This window comes from Sphaerobacter thermophilus DSM 20745, assembly GCF_000024985.1.
GTDB classification, from domain to species: Bacteria; Chloroflexota; Chloroflexia; order Thermomicrobiales; family Thermomicrobiaceae; genus Sphaerobacter; species Sphaerobacter thermophilus.
Window position 1 is genome coordinate 1,824,137 of record NC_013523.1, and the last position, 25,942, is coordinate 1,850,078.

A 25,942-nucleotide genomic window follows, 5' to 3' on the forward strand; every position below is an offset into this window, starting at 1 on the left:
GGCATCACGGAACACGCAACACGGAACACGCAGTACACTTTCTACCCCTTCCGCGCCCCGAGCACGAGGATCGCCGGGATGACCGACAGGCGACGGACGGTGGCATCCGGGAAACGCTCGGCGAACGCGTCGTCGGGGTAGGCCTCATCGAGCGCATCGATCAGCAGCCCATTCGCCGTCAACTGGTGGGCGTACCAGGAGAGCGGGCGATGGTAGTTCATTGTCGGAGCGGGCTGCCCGCTCTTGGCGATGGTGGACGCCGCGAAGGGCTCTCGATACCGCCAGACCCGCACCGAGATCCATTGTTCGTCGGTCACGTCCTGCTCGATCAGCCAGCTTTACCCTTCCGGGATCTGGAAGCAGGGGTGGAACAGCGTCGCCACGAAGCGCCCACCCGGCCGGAGGAGGCGGGCCACTTCCCGGATCGCGCCCTCGGCGTTCTCGATGTCCATCAGGACCATGCTGGCGGTGATGCGATCGAAGCTCGCGTCGGCCAGGTCCGGTAGGTGGGCTGCATCGCCGACGAGGTACCGCACCCCACGCGGTCGCGCCGCCTCCCGCTGGCGCGCCAGCTCAATCAGGCGCGCGGAGACGTCTACTCCGGTGACCCGAGCGCCCAGGTCGGCCAGCGCTCGGCTGGTTGCGCCGTTGGCACATCCCAGATCAAGCACATCCAGGCCGGACACATCGCCCAGCACCCGCAGCAGCGCCGGCCGGACCAGCAGCCGGTGAAAGTCGTCACCCTCCTCTCCAACCTGCTCATCCCAGAAGTCCGCGATCGACTCGAAGCTCCCGCCGTTCGTCATGCGCTACTCCTCCGGACGCGGCGCGCCGACCAGGCTTCGCAGTCTCGCCAGGTTCTCCGCGTCCTCATGCAGATCGTCACTCTTGGGCGTTTCCAGCAGCCCCGGCAGGCCCTCCAGCCGCGGGTCGTTCACGACGTTGTGGAACCCCGCAAGCCCGATCATCCCGGCCCCGATGTGGTCGTGGCGATCGACGCGTGAGCCGAGTTCGCGCTTGGAGTCGTTCAGGTGGAGCGCCCGCAGGTTCGCCAGCCCCAGGATGCGATCGAACGCGTCCATCGTCTCGGCGTACCCCTCAGGCGTGCGCAGCTCGTAGCCCGCGGCGAAGGCATGGCAGGTGTCAAAGCAGTAGCCGACACGCTCCGGCTCTGCCACGCGATCGACGATGGCCCGGAGCTGCTCGAAGCGGTAGCCGAGCGCGGATCCCTGCCCCGCCGTGATCTCCAGCAGCGTCATCACCCGGTAGCCCGGCAAGTCGATATGGATCCGATTGAGCGCATCGGCCACGCGCTGGATGCCGAAATCCTCGCCCGCGCCGGTGTGCGACCCGGGGTGCGTCACAAGATAGGGCACACCCAGCAGTTCACAGCGCTCCAACTCGACCCGGAAGGCGTCGATCGACTTTTCCCACAGCGCATCGTCGGGCGAGGCGAGGTTGATCAGATACGAGTCGTGCGCCACCACCGCGCGGATGCCCGCTTCCTCCTGCCGCTGCTGGAACCGCTCCACCTGCTCCGGGGGGATCGGCTTGGCGTTCCACTGGTTGTTGTTCTTGGTGAAGATCTGCACGGCGTCGCAGTCGACCTTCTCGGCACGGTCGATCGCCTTGTCGACTCCACCCGCGATCGACATATGCGCCCCGAAGAGCAGCATGCTCCGCTCCATCTCTCCGCTACACATGCGCCGTCATCGATCCGCGGCGCTATCCCGTCTCTCCAGTTCCGAACAGCGCGTCCATCCGCTTCCGGTCGAACCCGAGGGCGCTCCCCTCGGGCGTCAGCAGCAGCGGGCGCCGCAACAGCGTCGGCTCTGCGACCATCAGGTCCAACAGCTCGTCGTCCGACACCTCGCGCTCGGCGAGTCCCAGTTCCCGGTAGGCTCGGCTGCGCTTCGACAGCGCCTCGCGGGGCGTCAAACCCGCTCGCCGCAGTACGTCGGCCAACTCCTCGCGCGTGAAGCGCTCCTTGAAGTAGTCGCGCCGCACGTACTCGACCCCTCGCTGCTCAAGATACTCCTGAGCCTTGCGACAGCTCGTTCACGTCGGATGGACGTAGATCTCGACGTCGTTCGCCACCTGCCCGACCCCCTTCCGTCAGGTTCCATCCCATGCCCGACATGGTAACAGCCCAGCGCCGCCCGCGCCCGGCCCGTCAGCGCTGGCTCGGGCCACTCCGGCCGAGTCCAGCCACCACCACTACCTGATTTGCTGCCACCCGGTGTACACTCGGCGCCGAGGAGAGGAGGAGCGGCTTGCGAATCCTCGTGACCGGCGGAACGGGGCAGGTGGGACGCGCCCTGCAGCGGCTCGCACCTCCCGGGTACAGCATCGTCGCGCCCGGCTCCGACCGCTGCGACGTGACTGACTTCGATGCCTTCATCCGCTTGGTAGCAGATGAGCAGCCCGACGTGATCGTGCATGCGGGCGCCATGACCGACGTGGATGGCTGCGAGCGCGACCCGGAGCGCGCCTTCCGAATCAACGCCACCGGCACCCAGCACGTCGCCGCCGCTGCGCAGCAGTTCGGCGCAGCCCTTGTCTACCTCTCAACCAACTACGTCTTCGACGGTGAGGCCGCCGAGCCCTACCACGAGTTCGCTGAGCGGCGGCCGATCAACGTCTACGGTCGCTCCAAGCTCGCGGGCGAGGAGGCCGTCCGGGCGATCGCCCCGCGCCACTATATCGTCCGCACGGCGATGGTCTACGACGAGACGGGCCGGAACTTCGTCAACACGATGTTGCGGGCCGCCGCCGAGCGCCCCTCGCTCACCGTCGTCGCCGACCAGCGGGGCAACCCGACGTACGCCGGCGACCTCGCCGCCGGGATCTACCGCCTGATCGAGCAGCCCGCCTACGGCACCTACCACCTCGTGAACGAGGGCAGCGCCTCCTGGTACGAGTGGGCGACCGAGATCTTCCGCCTCGCCGAGATCGAGACGCGGGTCGAGCCGATCCCAGCCGCGGAGTGGCACCGCGCGGCCCGTCCCCCCGCCAACGGCGTCCTCGCCAATACCGCCGCGGCGGCGCTCGGCATCACCCTTCCGCCGTGGCAGGACGCCCTCGCGCGCTGTCTCGCCCGGCGAGCGGCGCTCCAGCCGGCATGACCACCCCACGCGTCGACATCATCATCCCGACCTACAACGGCCGTGACCATCTGGCGGTCTGCCTGCCCGCTCTCGCCCGCCAGACGTACCGCGACTTCCACGTCGTCGTCGTGGACGACGCCTCCACCGACGACACAGTCGACCTCGTCCGCAGCCTCATGCCGGAGGCGACGCTGCTGCGACTCCCGAGGAACAGCGGGCTGGCCGTGGCGATCAACCGCGCCCTGGCCAGCACCCGCGGGGAGTTGGTCGCCTTCCTCAACAACGACACCGAGCCGGAGCCGGGCTGGCTCGCGGCCCTGGTCGCCGCGCTCGACCGCCACCCCGACGCCGCGGCCGTTGCCAGCAAGCTGCGCCTGTTCGACCGGCGCGACGTGCTCCACTCCGCGGGTGACACCTACTCCCGGCGCGGCGTGCCGAACAGCCGCGGCGTTTGGGAAGTGGATCGTGGTCAGTACGACCGCGAGGAGGAGGTCTTCAGCGCCTGCGGCGGCGCGGCACTCTACCGGCGGAGTGCGCTGGAGGCCGTGGCCGCCATCGACGGCCACGTGCTCGACCCCGACTTCTTCATGTACTGTGAGGACGTCGATCTCTCCTGGCGATTGCGCCTGCTCGGCTACCGGATCATCTTCGCGCCGGACGCCGTCGTCTACCACCGGCTCTCGGCCACCGGCGGCGGGCCGCTGGCGTCGTATTATGTCGCGCGCAACACGTTGGCGGTGCTCGTCAAGGACGTGCCCGGACCGATCCTGCGGCGGAACCTCCCGCGCATCGCCGCCCAGCAGACCCGACTGCTCCTCGGCACCCTCCCCCACCTCCGCGAGCCGGCCGCGCGGGCCCGCCTCCGCGGGCTCCTGGCCGCCCCGGTACTCTGGCCCCGCATGCTCACGAAGCGCCGCCGCATCCAATCCGCCCGCCGCGTTCCCGTTGACGCGATCGAGCGCCTGCTCACGGACTAGGCGCGTCCGCCACCGCACATCTCGGGGTCGGGTCAGACAAACGTCCCCGATGCTGGTTCGTCCGGAATGGAGCTCCCGATGAGGGCGAGCACCCAGATGATCGCGCCGACGACAATGACGATCCACTCGACTGGATGGACACGCGGCGTGATGGTCCGGTCGGGGAGACTCTGGAAGTAGGTGTTCAGGCCACGCTGCCCGTGGACGACCATCCCGGCAGCGCACGCAGTTGCGACGAGCGCGAGCGGCACCCAGACGACGGCAGGGATATCCTCACGGACGATCCGATTCAGCACCCCGAAGAGCACCACGAGGACGACCATCACACCCGGGCGGAGACGAAGGCTGGCACCGGTGGCAGTGAGCATCGTGTTGATCGTAGCGTAGTGGGCGTGGACCCGAAACAGGCCGTAGATCGGGACAATTAGCGAGACGGCGTGCCAGAACGGGTGCATCCCCTCGTCGCGGAGCTCGCGCTTCATCTCGGCCCAACTCGCGCCGATCCACCAGAGCAAATAGAGCCCGAGGGTGCACACGCTGAGAGTCGCCACCGCCCAGAGCGGTCGCTGGCGCTGGGACTCGGGCGGAGCAGCGGCCAACACCCCTCCGACGTCTGGCACGCCCCACGCAGCGGGTCGAGGCGGCGCAGCGACCGAGCCGGTGCGTGTTGTGAGAGGAGCCGCCGACGCCGCCGAGCTTGACTCAGCGAACCCCGGTACGCCCCCATTCGCGACAGGCGTGTCTGCCGGGTACGCCGCCCCGCACGCATAGCAGAAACGGTCTTCGGCCGCGCGGCGCGGCGCGCCACAGGCTGCGCAGTACCGAACCGTGACCACTGGTCCCCTCCTCCCCTACTTGCAGTGCTCGCCCTCTGAGGATCATTACAAGTTGGCGAGAACGCAGTGATTCCCGTTGCGGCGAGATGTCGCATCCTGGGTTGAACATGGACGCCGGGCGAAGCGTATCAGATGCACCAGTGACCTGCACGCACCGTCGCGGGGAAGAAGCACGGCAGACACGGTCGAGGGCACGGCCAGCCGTGCCCTCGCCTGTTCTTCCTCGGCTACGAGAATCGCTGCGCTAGCGGTTCAGCTCGGCGATGATGGCGTCGGTCATCTCGGTGGTGCTGGCCGCCTTGGTGCGGTCGCGGTCGGGCCGCAGGTCGTAGGTCACATGCTTGCCCTCGGCAATGACGGTCGCCACTGCCCGGTCGACCGCCTCGGCCGCCTCCATCTCCCCGATGTGGCGGAGCAGCATGACGCCACTGAGCAGCATGGCAACGGGGTTGGCAACGTTCTGCCCGGCGTAGGACGGGGCGCTGCCGTGGATCGCCTCGAACACCGCGGCCTTATCCCCGATGTTCGCGCTCGGCGCGACGCCCAACCCGCCGATCATCCCGGCAGTCAGGTCGCTCAGGATGTCGCCGTACAGGTTCGGCATGACCAGCACGTCGTACAGCTCCGGCTTCTGCACGAGCTGCATGCACATGTTGTCGACAATGCGGTCGTTGAACTCGATACTGGGGTAGTCCTTGGCCACCTCCTGCGCCACCCGCAGGAAGAGGCCGTCGGTGAACTTCATGATGTTGGCCTTGTGTACGGCCGTGACCAGCCGCCGGCCGTTCTTGACCGCGTAGTCGAAGGCGAAGCGCACGATCCGCTCGGAGTTCTCCGGGGTGATCGCCTTGATCGAGATCGCCGCGTTCTCGGCCACCGGCTTCTCGCTGCGCTGGTTGATCGCCGCGATGACCTCCTTGGCCTCGGGCGTCCCGGTGTCGAACTCGACCCCGGCGTAGAGGTCCTCCATGTTCTCGCGGACCACAACCAGGTCGACATCCTCGTATGGGCTCTGCACACCCTTGTAGGTGCGTGCGGGGCGCAGGTTCACGTAGAGGTCGAGCATGTGCCGGAGCGCCACGTTGACGCTGCGGAAGCCGCCGCCGACCGGGGTCGTGAGCGGGCCCTTCAGTGCGAGACCGTTGCGCCGAATCGACTCGATCACCGAGTCGGGCAGGACGTCACCGTACTTCTCCAGGGCGGTCATCCCTGCTTCCTGGACGTCCCACTCGAACGGCACGCCGGTAGCCTCGAGGACGCGGCGCGCGGCCGACGACACTTCCGGCCCGATGCCGTCCCCCGGAATAAACGTGACCTGATATGCCATCGGCTGCTTCCACTCCTCTACTTCGTCACCAGCCGTCCCCAACCAGCCCCGCATTCTAGGCTGGGTCAAGAACGGGTGTCAAACAGTGCGGACCTGACAGACGCCCACCAGGTACGTACAATGCCGGGGACGAGCCGGCCCAGCGACGGAGGGGGACCCGTGCGGAGCCTGCGTGAGCGTCTCGCCGCCCTGCAACCCAGCCCGGCGCGCCCAGCCCGCCCAAGACCGGCGGGCGTACCGATCGATGCCGTCGTGCCCGGGCGCTATCTTCCCGGCCCGGTCGGTGAGGTCTTCGTCGCCGAGTGGGCCCGTGAGGAGGACGACGTACGCCGCCTGCTGGAGCACGCCCCGCTGGCGCCGTCGCTCTTCGTGCCCGGCGCGCCAACCGTTCATCCGGAAGAGATCGTGTTCCTCGACACCGAGACGACGGGGCTGGCGGGCGGAGCCGGCACCCACGTCTTCCTGGTCGGGCTCGGCCACTTCGAGGCCGGACGGTTGGTGGTGCGGCAGTTCTTCATGCGCGGGCCAAGCGAGGAGCCGGCCCTGCTCGACGCGCTGCGCGAGGCGTTGGCGCCCTTCCGTATGCTGGTGAGCTTCAACGGGCGCGCCTTCGACTGGCCGCTGATCGAGGGGCGTTTCATCATCCACGGCTACCGCCCGCGCTTCGACTTCGCCCACCTCGACATCCTTCACCCCGCCCGGCGCGTCTGGCGCCACCGGCTGGCGAGCTGCACGCTCAGCAACCTGGAGGCCTCCCTCTTCGGCGTCCGTCGATCCGAGGACGTGCCGGGCTGGCTAATCCCACAGATGTACTTCGACTACCTCCGCGACGGCGACGCCCGCCGCCTGCGACCCGTCTTCGCCCACAACCACGAGGACATCGCCACGCTGGTGCGCCTGACCGACCTGCTGATCCGCGCCACGGCCGCGCCGGAGTCGGTGCTGGACCACCCGGCCGACCGCGCCGGGCTTGCCCTGCTGCTCCTGAACCGGGGCGAGCTGATGCGGGGAATCGACCTCCTGGCCGACGCACTGGAGGACGCCGACCAGATCGACCCGGCGCTCCGCCGCCGCGCCGAGGTCGAGCTGAGCCGCTGGCTGAAGCGACTCGACCGGACACCTGAAGCCGTCCCGCTCTGGCGCAAGATGTGCGACCGAGCCGCGCGGCGTCGTCCGCTCGACCTCTACCCGTTCGAGGAGCTGGCCAAGTACTACGAGCATCAAGCCCGCGACCTCGTGGCGGCCGAGGCCGTCGTCGAGCGGGCGCTTCGGCTCCTCGACCTGCACGGGGAGTATCATGGCAGGAGCAGCCTGCTCCACCGCCTGGAGCGCATCCGGCGGAAGCAGGCGCGCGCCCGGGCACGGGTCCGGCCGCGCGAAACCGGCCCGACCGCCGGGCCGGTTGGGTAGAGAGTGACAGCGAGTGGAGGGTGGAATGGCGTACCGGCCGGTCGTGCTGGTAATCCTGGACGGCTGGGCGAACGGGCCGGACTTTCCCGGCAATGCGGTGCGAGCCGCGCGAACCCCGGTGATGGACCGCCTCACCGCGGTCTACCCCACGACCGAACTGCGATGCTCAGGACGCGACGTCGGGCTCCCCGATGGGCAGATGGGCAACTCAGAGGTCGGCCATCTCAACCTCGGCGCGGGCTTCGTCGTCTACCAGTGGATCACCCGCATCGACGCCGCGATCGAGGACGGGAGCCTCTACGCGAACCCGGCCCTGCTCGGAGCCATCGAGCACGCCCGCCAGCGCGGCAGCAAGCTCCACCTCATGGGGTTGGTCAGTGACGGTGGCGTTCACAGCCACCAGCGCCACCTCTACGCGCTACTCGACCTGGCGCACCGCCACGGCCTGGAGCAAGTTTTCATCCACGTCTTCACCGACGGGCGCGACACCCCGCCCGACTCGGGCGCCGGTTTCGTCCAGCAACTGCTCGACGAGGCCGCTCGAATCGGCACCGGTCGGGTCGCCACCATCAGCGGGCGCTACTACGCCATGGACCGTGACAAGCGCTGGGACCGGACCCAAAAGGCTTACCAGGCCATCGTCTCCGGCACCGGTGTGCCCCGCTACGATCCGGTGGAGGCCATCCGCGCCTCGTACGACGCCGGGGTAACCGACGAGTTCATCGTGCCGGTGGTGCTCATGGATGAGGGGCGCCCGGTCGCCACGCTGGACGACGGCGACGCCGTCATCTTTTTCAACTTCCGAGCCGACCGCGCCCGCCAGTTGACCCAGGCCATTACCGACCCCGGCTTCACCGGCTTTGCCCGCGACAAGATCCCTCAGGACCTCTACTTCGTGACCATGACCGAGTACGAGCGAGACTTCGACCTCCCGATCGCCTTCCCGCCCCAGGACGTGGTTCGCCCACTCGCGCGCGTCATCTCCGATGCCGGCCTGCGGCAGTACCACACCGCGGAGACCGAGAAGTACGCCCACGTGACGTACTTCTTCAACGGGGGCCGGGAGGAGCCGTTCCCGGGTGAGGACCGCGTGCTCATCCCGTCGCCCAAAGTCGCGACCTACGACCTGCAACCCGAGATGAGCGCGCTGCCGCTGACGGATGCCACGCTCGAGGCGATCGAGAGCGACCAGTACGACTTCATCATCATCAACTACGCCAATCCCGACATGGTGGGGCATACCGGGAGCTTCGAGGCCGCGGTCAAGGCCGTCGAGACCGTCGACGGCTGCGTTGGGCGTCTCGTCGAGGCCACTCTCGCCCGGGGCGGCGTCGCGTTGGTAACCGCGGACCACGGCAACGCCGACGAGATGCTGATCCCCGGCACGCAGGAGGTCTGGACCGCGCACACCACGAATCCGGTGCCGTTCGTGCTCGTCGCCCCGGACGACTCGCCGTTGCGCACGGCGAGCCTGCGCACGGGCGGGCGGCTGGCCGACGTCGCGCCGACCGTGCTGGACGTGATGGGGATCCCGCAGCCGGAAGAGATGACCGGCCGCTCGCTCATCCTCCGGCCAGGGAAGTGATCCTCCGCCGACCTGCCCGATCCCCGGCCCACTGGACCTTTCTGTATAAGGGCTTATGATGGGGCCACAGGGCCAGGCGGGCAGGGCAGCCGCCGGCCGACGACGCCGGACTGAGTGGGCCGGGCTGCGTCCGACCCCCGGCTCGTCCATCACGGAAGGGAGATGCCGTGGTTAGGGACTTCGTAGACATGGAGACCGAGGAGCGCGTCCGGCGTTACGACCGCGCGCACGTGTTCCACTCCTGGTCGGCACAGGGCAAGATCGATCCGCTCCCGATCGCGGGCGGGCGGGGCTGCGAGTTCTGGGACTTCGAGGGCAAGCGCTACCTCGACTTCGCGTCCCAGTTGGTCTACACCAACCTCGGCCACCAGCACCCGAAGGTCGTCGCCGCGATCAAGGAGCAGGCAGAGCGCCTCTGCGTCATCCAGCCGGCCTTCGCCTCCCAGCCGACCGCGGAACTGGCGCACGCCATCGCCGAGCTGGCTCCGGGCGACCTTGAGATGGTGTTCTTCACCAACGGCGGTGCCGAGGCGAACGAGAACGCGATCCGCCTGGCACGGATGTACACCGGCCGGCACAAGATCCTGGCGGCGTACCGCTCCTACCATGGCGCCACCCACGGCGCGATCACGATAACCGGTGACCCGCGCCGCTGGGCTTCGGAGCCGGCCATCAGCGGTGTCGTCCACTTCTGCGGCCCCTACACCTACCGCTCCTCCTTCTTCTCCAAGGATGAGAAGGAAGAGTGCGAGCGGGCGCTGGCTCACCTGGAAGAGATCATCCAGTACGAAGGGGCGCACACCATCGCCGGGATCATCCTGGAGACGATCGTGGGCACCAACGGCATCCTGGTGCCACCCGAGGGCTATCTCCAGGGCGTCCGGGAGATCTGTGACAAGCACGGGATCGTGATGATCCTGGACGAGGTCATGACCGGCTTCGGCCGCACCGGGTACTGGTTCGGCTGCGAGGGCTTCGGCGTCACCCCGGACCTGATGACCTGCGCCAAGGGCATCACCAGCGGCGCGGTCCCGCTGGGCGCCGTCGTGATCTCGCGCAAGATCGCCGATGCCTTCCAGGACCGGGTCTTCTACGGCGGCCTGACCTACTCCGGCCACCCGCTGGCCTGCGCCGCGGGGCTGGCGGCAGTCACGGCGATGAAGGAGGAGGGCGTCGTCGAGAACGCCAAGATGATCGGTGACGAGGTCCTCGGCCCCGGCCTGCGGGAGTTGATGGACAAGCACCCCTCGGTCGGCGACGTGCGCGGCCGCGGCTGCTTCTGGGGCATCGAACTGGTCAAGAACCGCGAGACGCGGGAGATGCTCGTCCCGTTCAACGCCTCGGGGGCAGAAATGGGACCGGTCGGGGAGTTGGGCCATGCGGCGATGAACCGGGGGCTTTCGCTGATGATCCACTGGAACGTCATCATGATCGCCCCGCCGCTCATCATCACGCCCGAGGAGGCCCAGCGCGGCCTCGCCATCCTCGACGAGGTGCTGGAGATCACCGACCGGGCAGTCAGTTAGTCATGTCAGCACCAGGGGCGACGCGCGTAGCCCCTGGTAGCCGGTTGCAAGGAAGCGCGGGCGTCGGTGCACGACGCCCGCGCTCTTCGTCATCGCATGCCGGCGGTCGCTTCCTGTCATGCGGAGCGACGCGACGGATCTCGCGTCGGATCGACAAGGCACCGGAGAGGTTCTTCGACTTCGCCGGGGACGGCTAACCGCCCCCGGTTTCGCTCAGCATAGCAGCGAACTGGCGCCGCGGCACCGTGAACCTGCTCACCTTTTGTGACTCCTTGTACTGCAAAGTCTTGACACAGAGCGACTAATGATGTATTAACTGAGGTGGATAGCGGCCGATGGCCGGCCGCAGAGCAAACGGCAGGTTGGACAACACGGATCAGGAGGTGAGGTGCACATGATGGTGCGCTGGAGCCCGATGATCGAGGTCGCTCGACTGTTCAACGAGGTTGATCGCCTGCTCGACGAAGTGACCGGCACCATGATGAACCGGAACGGGCTGACGTCGGTGACGACGATCCGCCCGGCGGTGGATCTGTATGACAACGGCGACGCGCTTGTGCTCAGGGCGCTGGTGCCGGGTGCGCAGCCCGGGTCGCTGGACGTGCAAATCGAGCAGAACACGGTGCGCATCAAGGGTCGCTTCGGTGCTGAGGTTGACGAGGACGAGGCCAAGGGGTGGACCTGGTACCGGCGGGAGATCGGCAGCGGTGAGTTCTCCCACAGCATGACCCTGCCGGTGCCCGTGGACGCCGAGCGCGCTGAGGCGGCGTACAACGACGGAATCTTGACCCTGACGATGCCCAAGGCGGAGCACGCTCGGGCGCGGAAGATCGAGGTCCGCACGCCGAAGGCGCTCGCCAGCAGCCTCAACTAGTACCGGCCGACTACGCAGGCGAAAAAACCCGCCCGGGTGATCCGGGCGGGTTTGTGTGTTCTCGTGCGCGGAGGCTACAGGCTCCGCCCCTTCAACCCCGCGAAGGCACGGCGCCCGGCGTACTCGGCCTGCGTGCCGAGTTCCTCCTCGATCCGCAGCAATTGGTTGTACTTCTCCACCCGGTCCATGCGCGACGGCGCCCCGGTCTTGATCTGCCCGGCGTTCGTCGCCACGGCCAGGTCCGCGACGAAGGAGTCGGCCGTCTCGCCGCTGCGATGCGAGATGACTGCTGTGAAACCCGCCCGGTGCGCCATCGCGATCGCATCGAAGGTCTCCGACAGCGTGCCGATCTGGTTGAGCTTGACCAGGATCGAGTTCCCGACCCCCAGCTCGATGCCCCGCGCCAGGCGCTGCGTATTGGTCACGAAGAGGTCGTCCCCGACGAGCTGCACCCGATCGCCCAGGCGCCGGGTCAGCTCCGCCCAGCCGTCCCAGTCGTCCTCAGCCAGGCCGTCCTCGATCGAAATGATCGGGTAGCGATCGACCCACTCCGCCCAGAAGTCCACCATCTCGGCGGTGGTGAGGGTTCGGCCCTCACCGCGCAGGACGTAGCGCCCGTCCTCGTACAGCTCGGTCGACGCGGGGTCGAGCGCGAGCAGGACATCCTCACCCGGGCGATACCCGGCCTGCTCGATCGCCTGGGTGATATAGGCCAGCGCCTCCTGATTGCTCTTCAGGCTCGGCGCGTAGCCCCCTTCGTCGCCCACGCCGGTCGCGTACCCGGCACTGGAAAGAACCTTCTTCAGCGAGTGGAAGATCTCGGCGCCCCAGCGGAGCCCCTCGCGGAAGGTGGGCGCTCCGACCGGCATGACCATGAATTCCTGCATGTCCACGGTGGAGCCCTCGGCGTGCTTGCCGCCGTTGAGGATGTTCATCATGGGCACCGGCAGCACGTGCGCTGACGGCCCGCCGAGGTATTGGTAGAGGGGCAGGCCGGCAGCCGCCGCCGCGGCCCGCGCCGTCGCCAGCGACACACCCAGGATCGCGTTGGCGCCGAGGCGTGACTTGTTCGGCGTGCCGTCTAGCTCGATCATCGCCATATCGATCGCCCGCTGGTCCTGAGCGTCCATCCCCAGCAGCACCCCGGCGATCGGCCCGTTCACATTGTCGACCGCGGTGCGGACGCCCTTGCCGCCGTAGCGCTGGTCCTTATCGCGCAGCTCCACCGCCTCGTACGCACCGGTCGATGCACCCGAGGGCACCGCGGCCCTCCCGCGGGCACCGCCAGCCAGGATGACATCGACCTCCACGGTCGGGTTCCCGCGCGAGTCAAGGATCTCGCGCGCTTTGATCGCTTCAATGGTTGTGCTCACCACTCCCTGTCACCCTTTCCCTACGTCCGCGCCGCAGGTCAACGGCCGCATTATAGCCGTCCAGGAGCCGCCACCGGTCTCAAGCCAGACCCGATGGCAAGGGTCGCCGGGGGACTCCGAGCTTAACATCGGCGCCGTTGCTCAATACACTGGGATGAACGTACATAGAACGCACGTTCGCAATAGCTGGCAACGGCGGCGATCTCCGTCTCAGCCAGACGCCGTGAGCGACCATTGAGAGGAGTGAGCCGCATGTTCCGTGCACCCGAAGTCAACTTCTACGTGCAGGACGTCGAGGCCTGCACGCGCTTCTACTCCGAGCACTTCGGCTTCACGGAGGCGTACCGCACCCCGGTGAACGGCACACCGGACCACGTCGAACTCCGGCTCGACGGCTTCACCCTGGGACTCTCCTCGATCGAGGCCGCACGCCGCGCTCACGGCCTCCCCGCGGAGCCGGGTGGCCCACCGCGCGGCGAGATCATCCTCTGGACCGATGACGTGGATCGCGTCTACGCCGAGCTGATGGACAAGGGCGTCCGCTCCGTCAGCGAGCCGCACGACTTCATCGGCCGCCTTCACGGCGCCTGGGTCGCCGACCAGGACGGGAACCACGTGCACATCGTGCAGGAGATCGCATCCGGGGTGCTGGCGTAGGCTCCGTGAGGCGAGGGCTCGCCGGTTGCCCGCCCTCGTCCCGCGTCGCTATACTTCTCGGCAACAATCAACCATGGCAACGGCGACGATGGAGAGGAGTACCCGCGTCGACGCCGGCAGGGAGGGGAAGCCGTAGACTGGAAGCTTCCCTCGGGAGAAGCGCGGGGAAGTTCGCTCCGGAGCCGAGCGGGGAACGGTGGACCCACGGGTGCACCCAGTAGTCGCCTCTGGCTGCTCCCCATTATCGGAGCAGGTGCTGCCGCCGCGGGCGGCGCGCCACTGAGATCGCCGGCGCTGCCGGTGAAACAGGGTGGTACCGCGTGGAGACCCCTCGCCCCTGGGCGACGGGGTTTTTTTCTTGCCGCAGGCAGCCACGGGGGGAGGTTGAGCGGTGAACGACGAGTTGGAGCAAATTCGTCAGCGAGCGGAGCAGGATCTGGCTGCTGCATGCGACAGTCAGGCGCTGGCGGCGTGGTACGCGCAGTACCTGGGCCGCAAGGGTGAGGTGACCTCGCTCACCCGCCGCCTCGGCGCGCTGCCGCCTGAGGAGCGCCCGGCCTTCGGTCAGGCCGTCAACGCACTGAAAACCACGTTGCAGGGGTCCTTCGACCGGCGGCAGGAAGAGGTGCGCCGTGCCGAGCTCACCCAGCGCCTCGAGGCCGAGGCGGTCGACATCACCCTGCCCGGTCGCGCCCCGGACATAGGCACACTGCATCCGGTGACCCAGATGATCCGCGAGGTGACCGACATCTTCGCCCACCTCGGATTCCAGACGGTCGAGGGCCCGGAAGTCGAGGACGCCTACTACGCCTTCGATGCGCTCAACATCCCGAAGGAGCACCCGGCGCGCGACGTGTGGGACACGATCTTCATCCACAGTGAATCCCGCGAGATCGTGCTGCGCCCCCACACCTCTCCGATGCAGATCCGGACCATGGAGCAGTCCACCCCGCCGGTGCGGGTTGTCGTGCCCGGCCGCTGCTACCGGTACGAGGCGCTCGACGCCACCCACGAGTGGCATTTCCACCAGATCGAGGGACTGGCCGTCGACGAGCGCATCACCATGAGCGACCTGAAGGGTGTCCTGGCCGAGTTCGCGCGCCAGATCTTCGGGCGCGAGCGCAAGGTCCGCTTCCGCTGCGATTACTTCCCCTTCGTCGAGCCCGGCGTCGACTTCGCCATCGACTGCATGGTGTGCAAGGGCGTGGGCTGCCGGGTGTGCAAGGGCACCGGCTGGATCGAGATCCTGGGCGCCGGGATGGTCCACCCCAACCTGCTCATCAACGTTGGCTACGACCCGTCCCGCTACACCGGCTTCGCCTTCGGCATGGGCGTCGAGCGACTGGTGATGCTCAAGTACGGAGTCCAGGACATCCGCGCGTTCTACCAGGGCGATGTTCGATTCCTGGCGCAGTTCAACCGCGCGGCCGCGTGAGGCACGGGTCGAGAGGGGGGTGATGAGCGCATGAAGGTTCCTGTCCGTTGGCTGAAGGAGCTGGTCCCGAACGACCTGCCGCCGTCCGAGATCGCCCAGCGCCTCACCATGGCCGGTCTCGAAGCCGAGGCGGTCACCGAGATCGGTGGCACCTGGGACCGCATCTACGTCGGTGTGGTGGAGCGGGTGGAGCCGCACCCGAACGCCGACCGACTGGTGCTGGCGACGGTCAATGCCGGCGAGCACCACCTGACGGTCGTCACCGGCGCGCCCAACATCCGGGAAGGCCAGAAGGTTCCCCTGGCGCTCGCTGGCGCCCGGCTGATCGACGGCTACTCTGAAGAGTTCCGGATGTTCACCCTCAAGCCGAGCACCATCCGCGGTGTCCGCTCCGAGGGCATGGTTTGCTCGGAGAAGGAGCTGGGCCTTTCGGACGAGCACGAGGGCATCCTGGTTCTGGATCCTGATGCTCCGGTCGGGGTACCGCTCCGGGACTATCTGGGCGAGTCGGTCATCGAGTTTGAGATCACGCCGAACCTGGTGCACGCCTTCTCCATGGTGGGGATCGCCCGGGAACTGGGCGCCTTGATCGACGCCCCGGTACGACTCCCGGAGCTGGCTGACCTTGAGGCGGTGCCGCGCGACCCCGGGCTGGTGATCGTGGAGGCGCCGGACCTGTGCCCGCGCTACGTCGGTGTCGTCATCGAGAACGTCCGGGTCGAGCCGTCGCCCGAATGGCTGCAGCGGCGACTGGCGGCTGCGGGCGTCCGGCCGATCTCAAACATCGTCGACATCACCAACTACGTGATGCTGGAGTGGGGACAGCCGCTCCACGCCTTCGACCGGCGTTTCCTCCACGAGGGTCGCATCGTCGTGCGCCGGGCGCGTCCGGGCGAGCGGATCGAGACGCTTGACCACGTCGATCGCGAGCTGACGCCCGACATGCTGGTGATCGCCGACGCCGACCGGGCGGTGGCTATCGCCGGGGTGATGGGCGGCCTCGAATCCGAGATCCGCGACGACACCACCACGATCCTGCTGGAGGCGGCCAACTTCAACATGCTCAACATCCGCCACACAGCGCGGGCCCAGCGGCTGCGGACCGAAGCCTCGGCCCGCTTCGAGCGCGGGCTCGACCCGAATCTGGTCTGGACCGCCACTCAGCGCGCGGTGGCGCTCATCCTCCAGCTCAATCCCGAGGCCCGCGTTACCGTAATGGCCGACGCGTACGCCGAGCCGCGCCATCCGAAGACCGTCGTCATGCCGCGCAACGAGATCCCGCGACTGCTGGGGATCGACTACCCGGACGAGGTGGTCCTCGACGTGCTGGGCCGTTTGGAGCTCCAGCCGGAGATCCGCGATGTCGACGGCGTCCGCTCCGTCGTCGTGCAGGTGCCGACCTACCGGAGCGACATCAATATCCCGGCCGATGTGGTCGAAGAGGTCGCGCGCATCGTCGGCTACGAGTCGCTGCCGGAGACGCTCCCCTGGGGCCAGACGCCGCACGTCACCCGCGACCCGATGCGGCGCCTGATCGCCGACACCCAGGATCTCCTGGTCGCCGCCGGGATGACCGAGATCATCACCTACCCGATGGTGAGTGAGGACGACCTGCGAGCGCTCGTCCCGGGAGCCGAAGCCGCGCCCGACCGCTATGGCTTCTTCCCGCGGCCGGAGCTCGATCTGGTGACGGCGCGCAACCCGCTGCGCTCCGAGTGGACGATGATGCGGCCAACGCTGCTGCCAGCCTGGCTCAAGAACGTGGCTGAGAACCTGAAGCACTCCGCCGGCGTCGCCGTCTTCGAAACCGGGCGGGTGTACCTGCCGCGCGGGCTGGACGAGTTGCCCGACGAGCGCCCCACGCTGTGCCTCGGCTTCGCCGGGGAGCGCAACGCAGCAGACCTCTATCACCAGGCCCGGCCGGTGGACTACTTCGACGTGAAGGGCGTCGTCGATGCGCTCCTCCCCCGCCTGGGCGCGGTCGACATCGCCGTGCGGCCGATCACGCACCCGAGCCTGCACCCCGGACGTGCCGCCGAGATCACGGTCAAGGGCGAGCCGGTTGGCATCATCGGAGAGGTTCACCCGGTGGTGGCGGAGCAGTTCGGCATCCCGGCAGGACAGCGCGTTGCGGTGGCGGAGATCGACCTGAAGGCGCTCTTCGACACGGGCCTCAGCGACGTGGAGCTCCGCCCGGTATCGCGCTACCAGCAGGTGGAGCAGGACTTCGCCGTGGTGGTCGAGGAGGCTGTCCCGGCCGATGCGGTGGAGGCAGCGCTCCGCGCCGGTGCCGGCCCGCTGGCGACCTCAGTGCGCCTGTTCGACATCTACCGCGGTCCAGCGATCGATGCGGGCAAGAAGAGCCTCGCCTACCGGGTGACCCTCTCCGCCCCTGACCGGGAACTCTCGGAGAACGAGATCCAGCGCATCCGGGGCCGCATCGAGCGCCAGCTCGCACGCCAGGTCTCCGGCACCCTTCGGGCCTAGCGACTCACGCTTGTCGGCCGGAGCCGATACACGTGCGCACTCCGTGCGTCCGCCGCCCAGACCTTCGGGCCGCAAGGGCGGCGGACGCACTCTTATGACATCCGTCCCAATTCCGTGAGGTGCAGCGCAGCGGCAACGCGGATGCGGCGCGCGGCGCAGTGCAGGAATTCGTCGTCCCCCCTTCTCGCCTTGTGGGAGAGGGGGTAGCGTGAGGGGGACCTGCGCTCCCGGCTACGCAGCGCCCCAATACAAGGCTGGTCGTTGCGCGTGGAGCGCGCTTGCCGGCGATAACACGGCTTAGCTACGGGCGCCGCGCCAACCCTAAGACCTGCCGCCGAACAGCACCGCCAGACCCAGGCCGATCAGCAAGATCGGCCAGACGTAGACGACGCGGAAGTCGATCGTTCCCAGGCGGTCGAGCAGGAACAGCCCGCCTAGCACCATAAAGACCAGGCCGCTGATCACCGCGCCCCGGTCGACACCCTGCTCCGTCATCGGCTCACCTCGATGTTCCCGACACCCACGCTCAGGTCGAGCAGCAGGCGCCGCGATGCGGTGTCGTACCCCTCCGACTCATAGGTTTCGTCGACATTCGCACCCGAGAAGCGGCGCTCCATGACATCGGCGTTGCCCGCACCGATCTGGATGGTGGCCCGCACAGCCACGTCATCCGGGACCCGCACGACCAGATCCCCGATCCCTACGCTCGCGGCGATGCGCGTCTCGCCGGCATCAAAGGTCACCTGGCCCAGGTCAATCGTCTGCTTCCCCACCGTCAGCGCGTACTCGCTGCGCAGTTCGGTCGCGGTGCTCGGGGTAACGGTGCGGTCGCCGACACCGCCGCTGAAGTTGATTGGGGTGATGGAGGTCAGCACCAGCGCCAGGGTCAGCACGACGCCGAGGAACACCAGCCCGCCGTGGTCCCGGCCGCGGGCCGTCGCTACCAACGCCGCGCCGACGAGGATCAGCGCCGAGGGCAGGAGCAAATCCCAGGAGAGGTCGAACACGCCGATCGACCGGAGCAGCCAGACCAGGCCGGCCACAACGAGGAGCAGTCCAAGGGCAATCTGGCCCGCTGAGGGGCCGCCGCTGTGGCGGCGCTCGCGCGTTTCGACGGTCATCGCTGCATCCCCCGGAAGATCACCGCCGCGCCGATGGCGATCAGCATGAGCGCCCAGACCACGGTTGAGTCGAACCACGGAAGAATCCGCTCGAACAGGATGATGGCGCCGAGCGCGATCAGGACGCCGCCCACGATGACGCGCGCCGTCTCGGCGTTCGAGGACGGTGCCGCGGCCAGCGGCTCATCAGCATCCGCCTCCGGGATCACGATCCACGACACGAAGTACAGCAGGATGCCGGCGCCGCCTGCGAACACCAGCGCCGCAAAGGCGAGGCGGAGCAAGATGGGATCGATGCCGAGGTAGTGGCCCAGGCCGCCACAGACACCGGCGACGACGCGGTCGGTGCGGCTGCGACGCAGCAGCCGTTGATGGCCCGCTCCAAGCCCGTCCGGTTGGCCGGAAGCGTACGCGTCTCGTTCCTCCACGGGCTCATCTCGATGCTGCGCTGACATAGCATCTCCTCTCGCGGCAATCGAGCCTCAATGAGACGGTACACGACTCTGCATCGCAGACGCATCGATTGACGCCGCGCAGTACAACACATGCGTCACAATCGTTCCGCGCGCGGCAGCCACCGCATCCTTCATTCCGAGATTCGCCAATTCGCGAAGAATGGGCGCCGCTCTCCTGGACAGGGAGCGACCCGTCCGACCGGTCCAGGTCGTGTGATAGACTCGACCAGCGGAATTCCCGCGGCACCCCGCGGCCGGAATGTCGCGCCCGGCCGCGGCGCCGCGCCGAGCGAGTGAGGCAGCAGCCATTGAACGACCCACGCCCCTCTCCCCGCGCCAGCCAGGCTGCGATCGAGCGCCTGCGCGGCATGGTCGATGTCGACCCCAGCCGGTACCAGGCTCGTCGCCTGGCGCTGGAGCGCGTCCTTGAGACCTTCGACCGGCATGGCTACCGGCCGATCGAGACGCCGGTCGTTGAGCCGACCGAGCTCTTCCTCCGCAAGTCCGGCGGCGAGCGAGTCGCGCAGATGTACGCGTTCCACTACCGCGACCGCGAGATCGCCCTGCGCCCGGAGCACACCGCTTCCGTGCTTCGCATGTACGCCGACAGCATGCAGGGCGAGCCGCTGCCGCTCCGCCTCAGCTACGCCGGCCCGGTCTTCCGCTACGAGAAGCCGCAGGCGGGACGAACCCGCCAGTTCACCGAGGTGGGCTGTGAGCTGTTGGGAGCGGAGGGTCCCGTCGCCGACGCCGAAGTGATCCACCTGGCGCTGGAGGGGCTTCGGGCCGTCGGGGTCGAGGGCCGCCTCGTCCTGGGGCACATCGGCATCGTGCTCGACTTCCTCAACCGCCTGCCGCTGCGGCAGCGTGCGCGCGACTGGCTCGTCTGGAGCATGGAGCGGCTCCGCAAGGGCCAGGAGGTTGATCTGGAGACGGCCCTGGCCGGGCTGGTGGCAGGCGACCCGCTCGCCAGCATCTTCACCGAGATGAGCGATACCCTGCACGACATCCCCCCGGACCGGCTCGAAGACTGGGTCCTGGCCATCCTGCGGGAGGTGGGTGTCCAGGTGCAGGGGGGCACCCGGACGCCGGAGGAGATCGTCGCCGGGTTGATCGCCAAGATGAACCGGCAGAGCGACGCCGGCGACGTGCGCCGCGCCTTCGACTTCGTGCGCGAGCTGGCGGCGATTCAAGGCCCGCCGGGCGATGTCATCCCGGCGGTACGCGCCCTCACCCGAAGACACGGTTTGCACGACGAGCCAATCGCGCGCTTGGAGGAAGTGCTCGACCTGCTCGCCGCCTACGGTCACGCCGTCGATACCATTGAGCTGAGCCTTGGCCTCGGCCGGGGGCTCCACTACTACACCGGCATGCTGTTCGAGATCTATGCGCCGGGCCGCCCCGGACTCCAGCTCTGCGGCGGCGGGCGCTACGACGACCTGGCGCAGATGCTCGGGACACGCCAGCCACTCCCCGCCTGTGGCTTCTCCTACGGCCTGGAGCGCGTTGTCGAGGTGGCCGGGATCACCGTCGAGCCTCCCGCGCCCGAGGTGCTGGTGGTCCCCAACAGCAGCGCCGCGAGCGCTGCCGCAATCCGCCTGAGCGAGCGGCTCCGTGCCGAGGGACGGCGAGTCGAGATCGACGTCCGCGGCCGGTCGGTGCACGCCAGCCGCAAGTACGCGCTGCGGCGGGGCATCGCGGAGGTGATGGTGGTCGACGAGGCGGGCGGCGTGACGGTAGAGCCGGTGGCCCGGCGCGAGGATGCGGTCGCGGCGACGGAGGGGAACGATGACTGAGCCGCTGCGCCTCGCCCTCAGCTCCAAGGGCGCCTACGAGGAAGCCACCATGCGCTTCCTGGAGCGTGCCGGGCTCTCCGTCTGGCGGCCGAACCCGCGGCAGTACGTCGGGCGCATCAGCGGTCTGCCCAACGTCGAGGTGCTGTTCCAGCGCACGGAGGACATCGTCCACAAGGTCGTCGACGGCAGCGCCGATCTGGGCATCACCGGCTACGACCTGGTTGCCGAGCACGGCGGCGACGCGCCCAACCTGCACGTCGTGATCGAGGATCTGGGGTTCCGCCGCTGCGAGCTGGTCCTGGCCGTGCCCGAGGGCTGGCTCGATATCACCACCGTGGCTGACCTAGCCGACCTCTCGGTCGACCTGCGCCGTACGGGTCGCACCCTGCGCGTGGCGACCAAGTTCCCCAACCTCACGCGCGACTTCCTCTACCGCCACGGCGTCAACTACTTCTCACTCGTCGACGCCCACGGTGCGCTCGAAGCCGCCCCGACCCTTGGCTACGCCGACATCATCGCCGACCTGAGCGAGACCGGCGTGACCCTGCGCGACAACCGCCTCCGCGTGCTTGACGGTGGGGTTATCCTGCGCGCCCAGGCCTGCCTGATCGCCTCGCGACGGACGCTGCGCGACCAGCCGGCCAAGCTCGAAGCGGCCCGAACCATCATCGAGCTGAGCGAGGCACGCCTGCGGACGCGCCAGTTTCGCCTGATCACCGCCAACGTGCAGGGCGAGTCGGCCGAAGCGGTCGCCCAGCACGTCATCAGCCAGATGGAGACGGCGGGCGAGCAGGGGCCGACGATCGCCGACATCTACCCCAAGCACGGCACCGTCGACGGCGGCCCGCGCTGGTTCGGCGTCACGATTATCGTGCCGGCCCACCTGCTGCTGCCGGCAGTGGACCACCTGCGCCGCGCCGGCAGCAGCGGCATCACCGTCACCTCGCCCGACTACGTGTTCGACGCCTGCTCGCCGGCATATGAGCGACTGCTGCGTTCCCTGGAGGAGTGTCGATGACCAGCACCGTCACCGTCCGCGTCCTGCACGACCCGGCCGCCGCGCGGGAGTTCCTGCTGCGACGGCGTCGCCTGGAGGCGACCGAGCTTCCGGAGCGGGTGCGGGCCGGGATCCGCTCCATCTTCGGCGCGGACCTTACCGCGGGGGAGGTGGTGGACCGGATCATCGCCGACGTCCGCCAGGAGGGGGACGCAGCCCTGCGCCGCTACACGCGCCTCCTCGACGGCGCTGAGCTCGACCGGCTGGAGGTCGCGCCGGAGGAGATCGCTGCGGCGACCGCTGAAGTACCGTCGGACGTCTTGGAGGCGCTACGCTTCGCCCGCGACCGGATCGACGCCTTCCACCGCCGCCAGCTCCGCTCCTCCTGGATGCACTTTGACGAGGACGGCGCACTCGGGCAGATCATCCGGCCGCTGGAGCGGGTCGGGATCTACACCCCTGGAGGCCGGGCGCCCTACCCGTCCTCGCTGCTGATGTCCGCCGTGCCGGCCCGTGTGGCGGGCGTCGAGGAGATCATCGTCTGCGCTCCGCCGGAGCGGGACGGCCGCATCTCGCCGTTGATCCTGGCGGCGGCCGACATCGCGGGGGTCGATCGGGTCTTCAAGGTCGGTGGGGCGCAGGCTATTGCCGCGATGGCCTACGGTACTGAAAGCGTGCCGCGCGTCGACAAGATCCTCGGCCCGGGCAACATCTTCGTCGTCTTGGCCAAGCGCCGCGTCTACGGCGAGGTGGATATCGACCAGCTCCCCGGGCCGACCGAGACGCTCCTCATCGCCGACGAGAGCGCCGACCCGGCGCTGTGCGCTGCCGACCTGCTGGCACAGGCCGAGCACGACCCGCTCGCCAGTCCGATCCTTCTCACGACCTCGGCCCAGCTTGCCGAGGCTGTCAAACAGGAACTGACCGCCCAGCTCCCGGCGCTGGAGCGGGCCGAGATCGCCGGCGAGGCGCTGGTGAACAACGGGCTCATCGCGGTCGTGCCCGACCTCCCCACGGCGTTCGACCTGGCGAATGCCTATGCTCCGGAGCACCTCTGCCTGCTCCTGGCCGAGCCCTGGGCGCACCTCGACCGGGTGCGGCATGCCGGTGGGGTCTTCCTGGGAGAGTCGTCGCCCGAGGTCCTGGGCGACTACACTGCCGGCCCGAGCCACGTCATGCCGACCGGGCAAACCGCCCGCTTCTCCTCGCCGATCAACGTCGAGGAGTTCTTGAAGATCATCAGCGTCGTGGGGATCAACCGCGAGGGACTGAAACGTCTCGGTCCCGCGGCAGCCACCCTCGCCCGTGCTGAGGGCCTCACCGCCCACGCACGCGCCATCGAGCGCCGACTGGGGTCGTAGCGCGACGCGGCCGCGTCGCGCTACCGCGACGATCGCTCCGAATCCTGGTCCGTATCCGGCACGGCCCCTGTTCGCTCAGTGCCGATGCCGCGCAGGAGCACATCGACCAGCAGCTCGTCCTCGTCCGGCTTCGGCTGTCGCCTGGTGTGCCCGCGTTGGCCGAGGCCCATGACCATGCCGACAAACATCGCCGTGACCGGCTCCACGTCCATCGGCCGCATCTCCCCGGCTGCGATCGCGCGCCGGAACAGTCCCTCGAGTGCTGCCTCCGGCGTCGGATGCTCGGTGAAGATCTCCTGCTCGACCTCCGGCGGCAGGTGGCGGTGCACGTCCTCAAGCAGCGACATCGAGACGGACGTCATCGAGTCGCGCACGAAGCGGGCAATGCTCTGAAGCGTCTCGCGAAGCGGCCGGCCGCTTTCGGCAAGGGCGATGATCCCGGCCCAGAAGTCGTTGATCGCCCGGCGCGCGACCTCGGCAAACAGGTCCTCCTTGCTGCGGAAGTGGTAGTAGAGGGCGGCCTTGGTGATGCCCACCGCGTCCGCGATCTCCTGCATTGAGACATCGGCATAGCCCCGAGCGGCGAAGCGCTCGGAGGCTACCTGAAGGATTCGATCCCGAGCCTCGCCACGCGGCGGGGGCGCCGTCGGTTGCTGTGCACCACTTGACACAGGGTCTCCTCCGTGCTAACTTACCGACCGGTAGGTAAGTACTTACCGGTCGGTCAGTAAGATTCTAGCACGGCCGCACCGGCGCATCGACCTGTGAGAGGAGCCACCGCCTATGGGTGCGCACTCCCCCGCGATCCTCGCCCGCGGCGTCGTCAAGCGCTTCGGGACCACGCATGCCCTCGCCGGCCTGGATCTGACCGCTGAGCCGGGAACCATCCTCGGTGTCCTCGGCCCGAATGGCGCCGGTAAGACGACGGCGGTCCGCATCCTGACCACCCTGCTGCGACCGGATGCCGGTCACGCCCAAGTCGCCGGCTTCGACGTCGTCCGCCAGCCGGATCAGGTCCGCAGCCGGATCGGTCTGGCCGGTCAGTACGCCACCGTCGACGAGCTCCTCTCCGGTCGCGAGAACCTCGTCATGATTGGGCGGCTCTTCCACCTGCCGCGCAACGAGGCGCGGCGGCGGGCCGACGCGCTGCTCGAGCGATTCGGCCTGACCGACGTTGCCGACCGCCCGGTCAAGACCTACTCCGGCGGCATGCGCCGGCGGCTCGACCTCGCGGCGAGCCTGGTCACCGAGCCGCAGATCCTCTTCCTGGATGAGCCGACCACCGGTCTCGATCCCCGCAGCCGGCTAACGCTGTGGGAGGTCATCCGCGAGCAGACCGCGCGCGGCGCCACGGTGCTGCTCACCACGCAGTACCTCGACGAGGCCGACCAGCTCGCCGACACCATCGTCGTGATCGACCACGGGCGGGTCATCGCCTCGGGGACCGCCGACGAGCTCAAGGATCAGGTCGGCGGCGACCGCCTCGACGTGACCGTTGCGGCGGAGAGCGATCTCGACGGCGTGGTCCGCGCACTGGAGCGACACGCCACCGGTCCCGCCCGAGTCGACGTCGCGCAGCGACAGGTCAGCGTGCCGATCCGCAACGCTCCCGGGCTGCTCGCCGCCGTGGTGCGCGACCTCGATGCCCGGAACGTGCGCCCGCTCGACTTCCGCCTGCGACGGCCCACCCTGGACGACGTCTTCCTGGCTCTGACCAGCGCCCCGGCTGAGCCGGCAGGGGGCGAATGCGAGGAGGCCGCATGAGCACCTCAGCGATAACCCTCGATGCCGTCCCTGTGTATCGACGGCTGTATTGGGCACTCGTTGACGCCCTGGTCGTCACCCGGCGGCATCTCCTGCACATCCCCCAGCAGCACGAGCAGTGGATCTCCGCCACCGTGCAGCCAATCATCTTCGTGCTGCTGTTCCGCTACGTCTTCGGCGGCGCGATCCAGACGCCGGAAGCGTCCTACATCAACTTCCTGATGGCCGGGATCTTCGTCCAGTCGGTCGTCATGGAGGGGATGACCGGCGGCATCGGCCTCGCCCACGACCTGAAGCGCGGCATCATCGACCGCTTCCGCACCCTGCCGATGGCACCCTCCGCGGTGCTGACCGGCCCAATCGTGGCGGACACACTGCGCAACCTGTTCGTCATCGGGGTGATGCTCGTGCTAGGGCTTGCGGTTGGCTTCCGGCCGCAGGCGAGCGCGCTCGCGTGGTGCGGGGCCATCGGCCTCCTCGTGGCCACCAGTTTCGCGGTCTCATGGGTCGGCTCGGTCGTGGCGCTGCTCGTTCGGGACCCGGAGGCCGTGCAGGTCATGAGCTTCGTCGTGATGATGCCGCTCGCCTTCGCCAGCAGCGCCTTCGTGCCGGTGGAGACGATGCCGGGGTGGCTCCAGCCGATCGTGCGCCATCAGCCGGTGACCGTCATCGTCGACACGGTCCGTGGCCTGTTACTCGGCCAATCGACCGGAGCTGCGCCGTGGCAGGCCCTGGCCTGGTGTGCAGCGATCGTCGCCGTCTGTGCGCCGCTGTCGGTCGTGCTCTACCGCCGCCTGTCCCGCGCCTAGGAAGCCGAACGCCGACCTTGTTGGATCCCGGCCAGGTCGGCGTCT

General features: G+C 68.5%; 25 protein-coding genes. 14 read left to right on the forward strand and 11 right to left on the reverse strand.

Annotated features, from left to right (window positions below):
* Positions 1–41 precede the first annotated feature (41 nt).
* The 4 genes from STHE_RS17925 to STHE_RS08400 are packed head-to-tail and all read right to left on the reverse strand — an operon-like array spanning position 42 to position 2,097.
* On the reverse strand, positions 42–317 hold the full coding sequence (locus STHE_RS17925; protein WP_012872136.1) for a hypothetical protein: 276 nt from the start codon (positions 315–317) through the stop codon (positions 42–44).
* A gap of 21 nt (positions 318–338) precedes the next feature.
* Positions 339–806, reverse strand: coding sequence for a class I SAM-dependent methyltransferase (locus tag STHE_RS08390; RefSeq protein ID WP_012872137.1), 468 nt, complete (start codon positions 804–806; stop codon positions 339–341).
* Between the two features lie 3 nt (positions 807–809).
* Positions 810–1,676 carry a deoxyribonuclease IV gene (locus tag STHE_RS08395; RefSeq protein WP_012872138.1) on the reverse strand — a complete coding sequence of 289 codons (867 nt, stop codon included), beginning with the start codon at positions 1,674–1,676 and terminating at the stop codon, positions 810–812.
* Between the two features lie 49 nt (positions 1,677–1,725).
* A complete protein-coding gene (locus tag STHE_RS08400) occupies positions 1,726–2,097 on the reverse strand; it encodes an arsenate reductase family protein (protein WP_334223678.1) in 372 nt (123 codons plus the stop codon).
* A gap of 176 nt (positions 2,098–2,273) precedes the next feature.
* Here STHE_RS08400 and rfbD point away from each other — a divergent pair, with 176 nt between their 5' ends.
* Both rfbD and STHE_RS08410 read left to right on the forward strand, forming a co-directional pair.
* Positions 2,274–3,125 (forward strand): dTDP-4-dehydrorhamnose reductase, encoded by an 852-nt coding sequence (rfbD, locus tag STHE_RS08405; protein ID WP_012872140.1) that lies wholly within the window; start codon positions 2,274–2,276, stop codon positions 3,123–3,125.
* Positions 3,122–4,084 (forward strand): glycosyltransferase family 2 protein, encoded by a 963-nt coding sequence (locus STHE_RS08410; protein WP_012872141.1) that lies wholly within the window; start codon positions 3,122–3,124, stop codon positions 4,082–4,084. The genes rfbD and STHE_RS08410 overlap by 4 nt, the downstream gene beginning before the upstream one ends.
* Positions 4,085–4,116: 32 nt before the next feature.
* Here the strand turns inward: STHE_RS08410 and STHE_RS08415 are convergent, their stop codons facing one another.
* Complete coding sequence (locus STHE_RS08415) at positions 4,117–4,683, reverse strand: hypothetical protein (RefSeq protein ID WP_012872142.1); 567 nt, start codon at positions 4,681–4,683, stop codon at positions 4,117–4,119.
* Positions 4,684–5,164: 481 nt separating this feature from the next.
* A complete protein-coding gene (locus STHE_RS08420; protein WP_012872143.1) occupies positions 5,165–6,247 on the reverse strand; it encodes an isocitrate/isopropylmalate dehydrogenase family protein in 1,083 nt (360 codons plus the stop codon).
* A 159-nt stretch (positions 6,248–6,406) separates the two neighbouring features.
* On the opposite strand from STHE_RS08420, the gene STHE_RS17930 reads away from it, so the two are divergent.
* The 4 genes from STHE_RS17930 to STHE_RS08440 all read left to right on the forward strand — a co-directional run bounded on the left by STHE_RS17930 (position 6,407) and on the right by STHE_RS08440 (position 11,642).
* Entirely contained in the window at positions 6,407–7,657 is a 1,251-nt protein-coding gene (locus tag STHE_RS17930) for a ribonuclease H-like domain-containing protein (RefSeq protein ID WP_012872144.1), read from the forward strand.
* A 25-nt stretch (positions 7,658–7,682) separates the two neighbouring features.
* Positions 7,683–9,242 (forward strand): 2,3-bisphosphoglycerate-independent phosphoglycerate mutase, encoded by a 1,560-nt coding sequence (gpmI, locus tag STHE_RS08430; protein WP_012872145.1) that lies wholly within the window; start codon positions 7,683–7,685, stop codon positions 9,240–9,242.
* 188 nt (positions 9,243–9,430) lie between these two features.
* Positions 9,431–10,768 (forward strand): aspartate aminotransferase family protein, encoded by a 1,338-nt coding sequence (locus tag STHE_RS08435; protein WP_041398948.1) that lies wholly within the window; start codon positions 9,431–9,433, stop codon positions 10,766–10,768.
* A 394-nt stretch (positions 10,769–11,162) separates the two neighbouring features.
* Positions 11,163–11,642 (forward strand): Hsp20/alpha crystallin family protein, encoded by a 480-nt coding sequence (locus tag STHE_RS08440; RefSeq protein ID WP_012872147.1) that lies wholly within the window; start codon positions 11,163–11,165, stop codon positions 11,640–11,642.
* A gap of 74 nt (positions 11,643–11,716) precedes the next feature.
* On the opposite strand, the gene eno is transcribed toward STHE_RS08440, so the two are convergent.
* On the reverse strand, positions 11,717–13,018 hold the full coding sequence (eno, locus tag STHE_RS08445) for a phosphopyruvate hydratase (protein WP_012872148.1): 1,302 nt from the start codon (positions 13,016–13,018) through the stop codon (positions 11,717–11,719).
* A 249-nt stretch (positions 13,019–13,267) separates the two neighbouring features.
* Between eno and STHE_RS08450 the strand changes: the two genes are divergently transcribed.
* The 3 genes from STHE_RS08450 to pheT all read left to right on the forward strand — a co-directional run bounded on the left by STHE_RS08450 (position 13,268) and on the right by pheT (position 17,594).
* Positions 13,268–13,672 (forward strand): VOC family protein, encoded by a 405-nt coding sequence (locus tag STHE_RS08450; RefSeq protein ID WP_012872149.1) that lies wholly within the window; start codon positions 13,268–13,270, stop codon positions 13,670–13,672.
* 391 nt (positions 13,673–14,063) lie between these two features.
* Positions 14,064–15,107 carry a phenylalanine--tRNA ligase subunit alpha gene (gene pheS / locus STHE_RS08455; protein ID WP_012872150.1) on the forward strand — a complete coding sequence of 348 codons (1,044 nt, stop codon included), beginning with the start codon at positions 14,064–14,066 and terminating at the stop codon, positions 15,105–15,107.
* 30 nt (positions 15,108–15,137) lie between these two features.
* The gene (gene pheT, locus STHE_RS08460) at positions 15,138–17,594 is read left to right on the forward strand and encodes a phenylalanine--tRNA ligase subunit beta (RefSeq protein ID WP_012872151.1); all 2,457 of its coding nucleotides are present in this window, start codon (positions 15,138–15,140) and stop codon (positions 17,592–17,594) included.
* A 321-nt stretch (positions 17,595–17,915) separates the two neighbouring features.
* On the opposite strand, the gene STHE_RS18985 is transcribed toward pheT, so the two are convergent.
* From STHE_RS18985 to STHE_RS08470, 3 genes are read right to left on the reverse strand one after another with little or no spacing between them, the layout of a single operon-like run.
* Entirely contained in the window at positions 17,916–18,089 is a 174-nt protein-coding gene (locus STHE_RS18985) for a LiaI-LiaF-like domain-containing protein (RefSeq protein ID WP_012872152.1), read from the reverse strand.
* Positions 18,086–18,715, reverse strand: a complete 630-nt coding sequence (locus tag STHE_RS17935; RefSeq protein WP_012872153.1) for a LiaF domain-containing protein — start codon at positions 18,713–18,715, stop codon at positions 18,086–18,088. The genes STHE_RS18985 and STHE_RS17935 overlap by 4 nt, the downstream gene beginning before the upstream one ends.
* On the reverse strand, positions 18,712–19,170 hold the full coding sequence (locus STHE_RS08470) for a PspC domain-containing protein (RefSeq protein WP_012872154.1): 459 nt from the start codon (positions 19,168–19,170) through the stop codon (positions 18,712–18,714). The genes STHE_RS17935 and STHE_RS08470 overlap by 4 nt, the downstream gene beginning before the upstream one ends.
* Positions 19,171–19,478: 308 nt before the next feature.
* On the opposite strand from STHE_RS08470, the gene hisZ reads away from it, so the two are divergent.
* Genes hisZ through hisD form a run of 3 tightly spaced genes read left to right on the forward strand, consistent with a single transcriptional unit; the run spans position 19,479 to position 23,324 of the window.
* On the forward strand, positions 19,479–20,966 hold the full coding sequence (gene hisZ / locus STHE_RS08475; protein WP_012872155.1) for an ATP phosphoribosyltransferase regulatory subunit: 1,488 nt from the start codon (positions 19,479–19,481) through the stop codon (positions 20,964–20,966).
* Positions 20,959–21,984 (forward strand): ATP phosphoribosyltransferase, encoded by a 1,026-nt coding sequence (gene hisG / locus STHE_RS08480; protein WP_012872156.1) that lies wholly within the window; start codon positions 20,959–20,961, stop codon positions 21,982–21,984. Before hisZ ends, hisG begins: the two co-directional genes overlap by 8 nt.
* Positions 21,981–23,324, forward strand: a complete 1,344-nt coding sequence (gene hisD / locus STHE_RS08485; protein ID WP_012872157.1) for a histidinol dehydrogenase — start codon at positions 21,981–21,983, stop codon at positions 23,322–23,324. The genes hisG and hisD overlap by 4 nt, the downstream gene beginning before the upstream one ends.
* 20 nt (positions 23,325–23,344) lie before the next feature.
* Here hisD and STHE_RS17940 read toward each other — a convergent pair whose 3' ends face one another.
* Positions 23,345–23,995 (reverse strand): TetR/AcrR family transcriptional regulator, encoded by a 651-nt coding sequence (locus STHE_RS17940; RefSeq protein ID WP_012872158.1) that lies wholly within the window; start codon positions 23,993–23,995, stop codon positions 23,345–23,347.
* A gap of 112 nt (positions 23,996–24,107) precedes the next feature.
* On the opposite strand from STHE_RS17940, the gene STHE_RS08495 reads away from it, so the two are divergent.
* Both STHE_RS08495 and STHE_RS08500 read left to right on the forward strand, forming a co-directional pair.
* Positions 24,108–25,088 (forward strand): daunorubicin resistance protein DrrA family ABC transporter ATP-binding protein, encoded by a 981-nt coding sequence (locus STHE_RS08495; RefSeq protein WP_012872159.1) that lies wholly within the window; start codon positions 24,108–24,110, stop codon positions 25,086–25,088.
* A complete protein-coding gene (locus STHE_RS08500) occupies positions 25,085–25,897 on the forward strand; it encodes an ABC transporter permease (protein WP_012872160.1) in 813 nt (270 codons plus the stop codon). Before STHE_RS08495 ends, STHE_RS08500 begins: the two co-directional genes overlap by 4 nt.
* Positions 25,898–25,942: the final 45 nt, after the last annotated feature.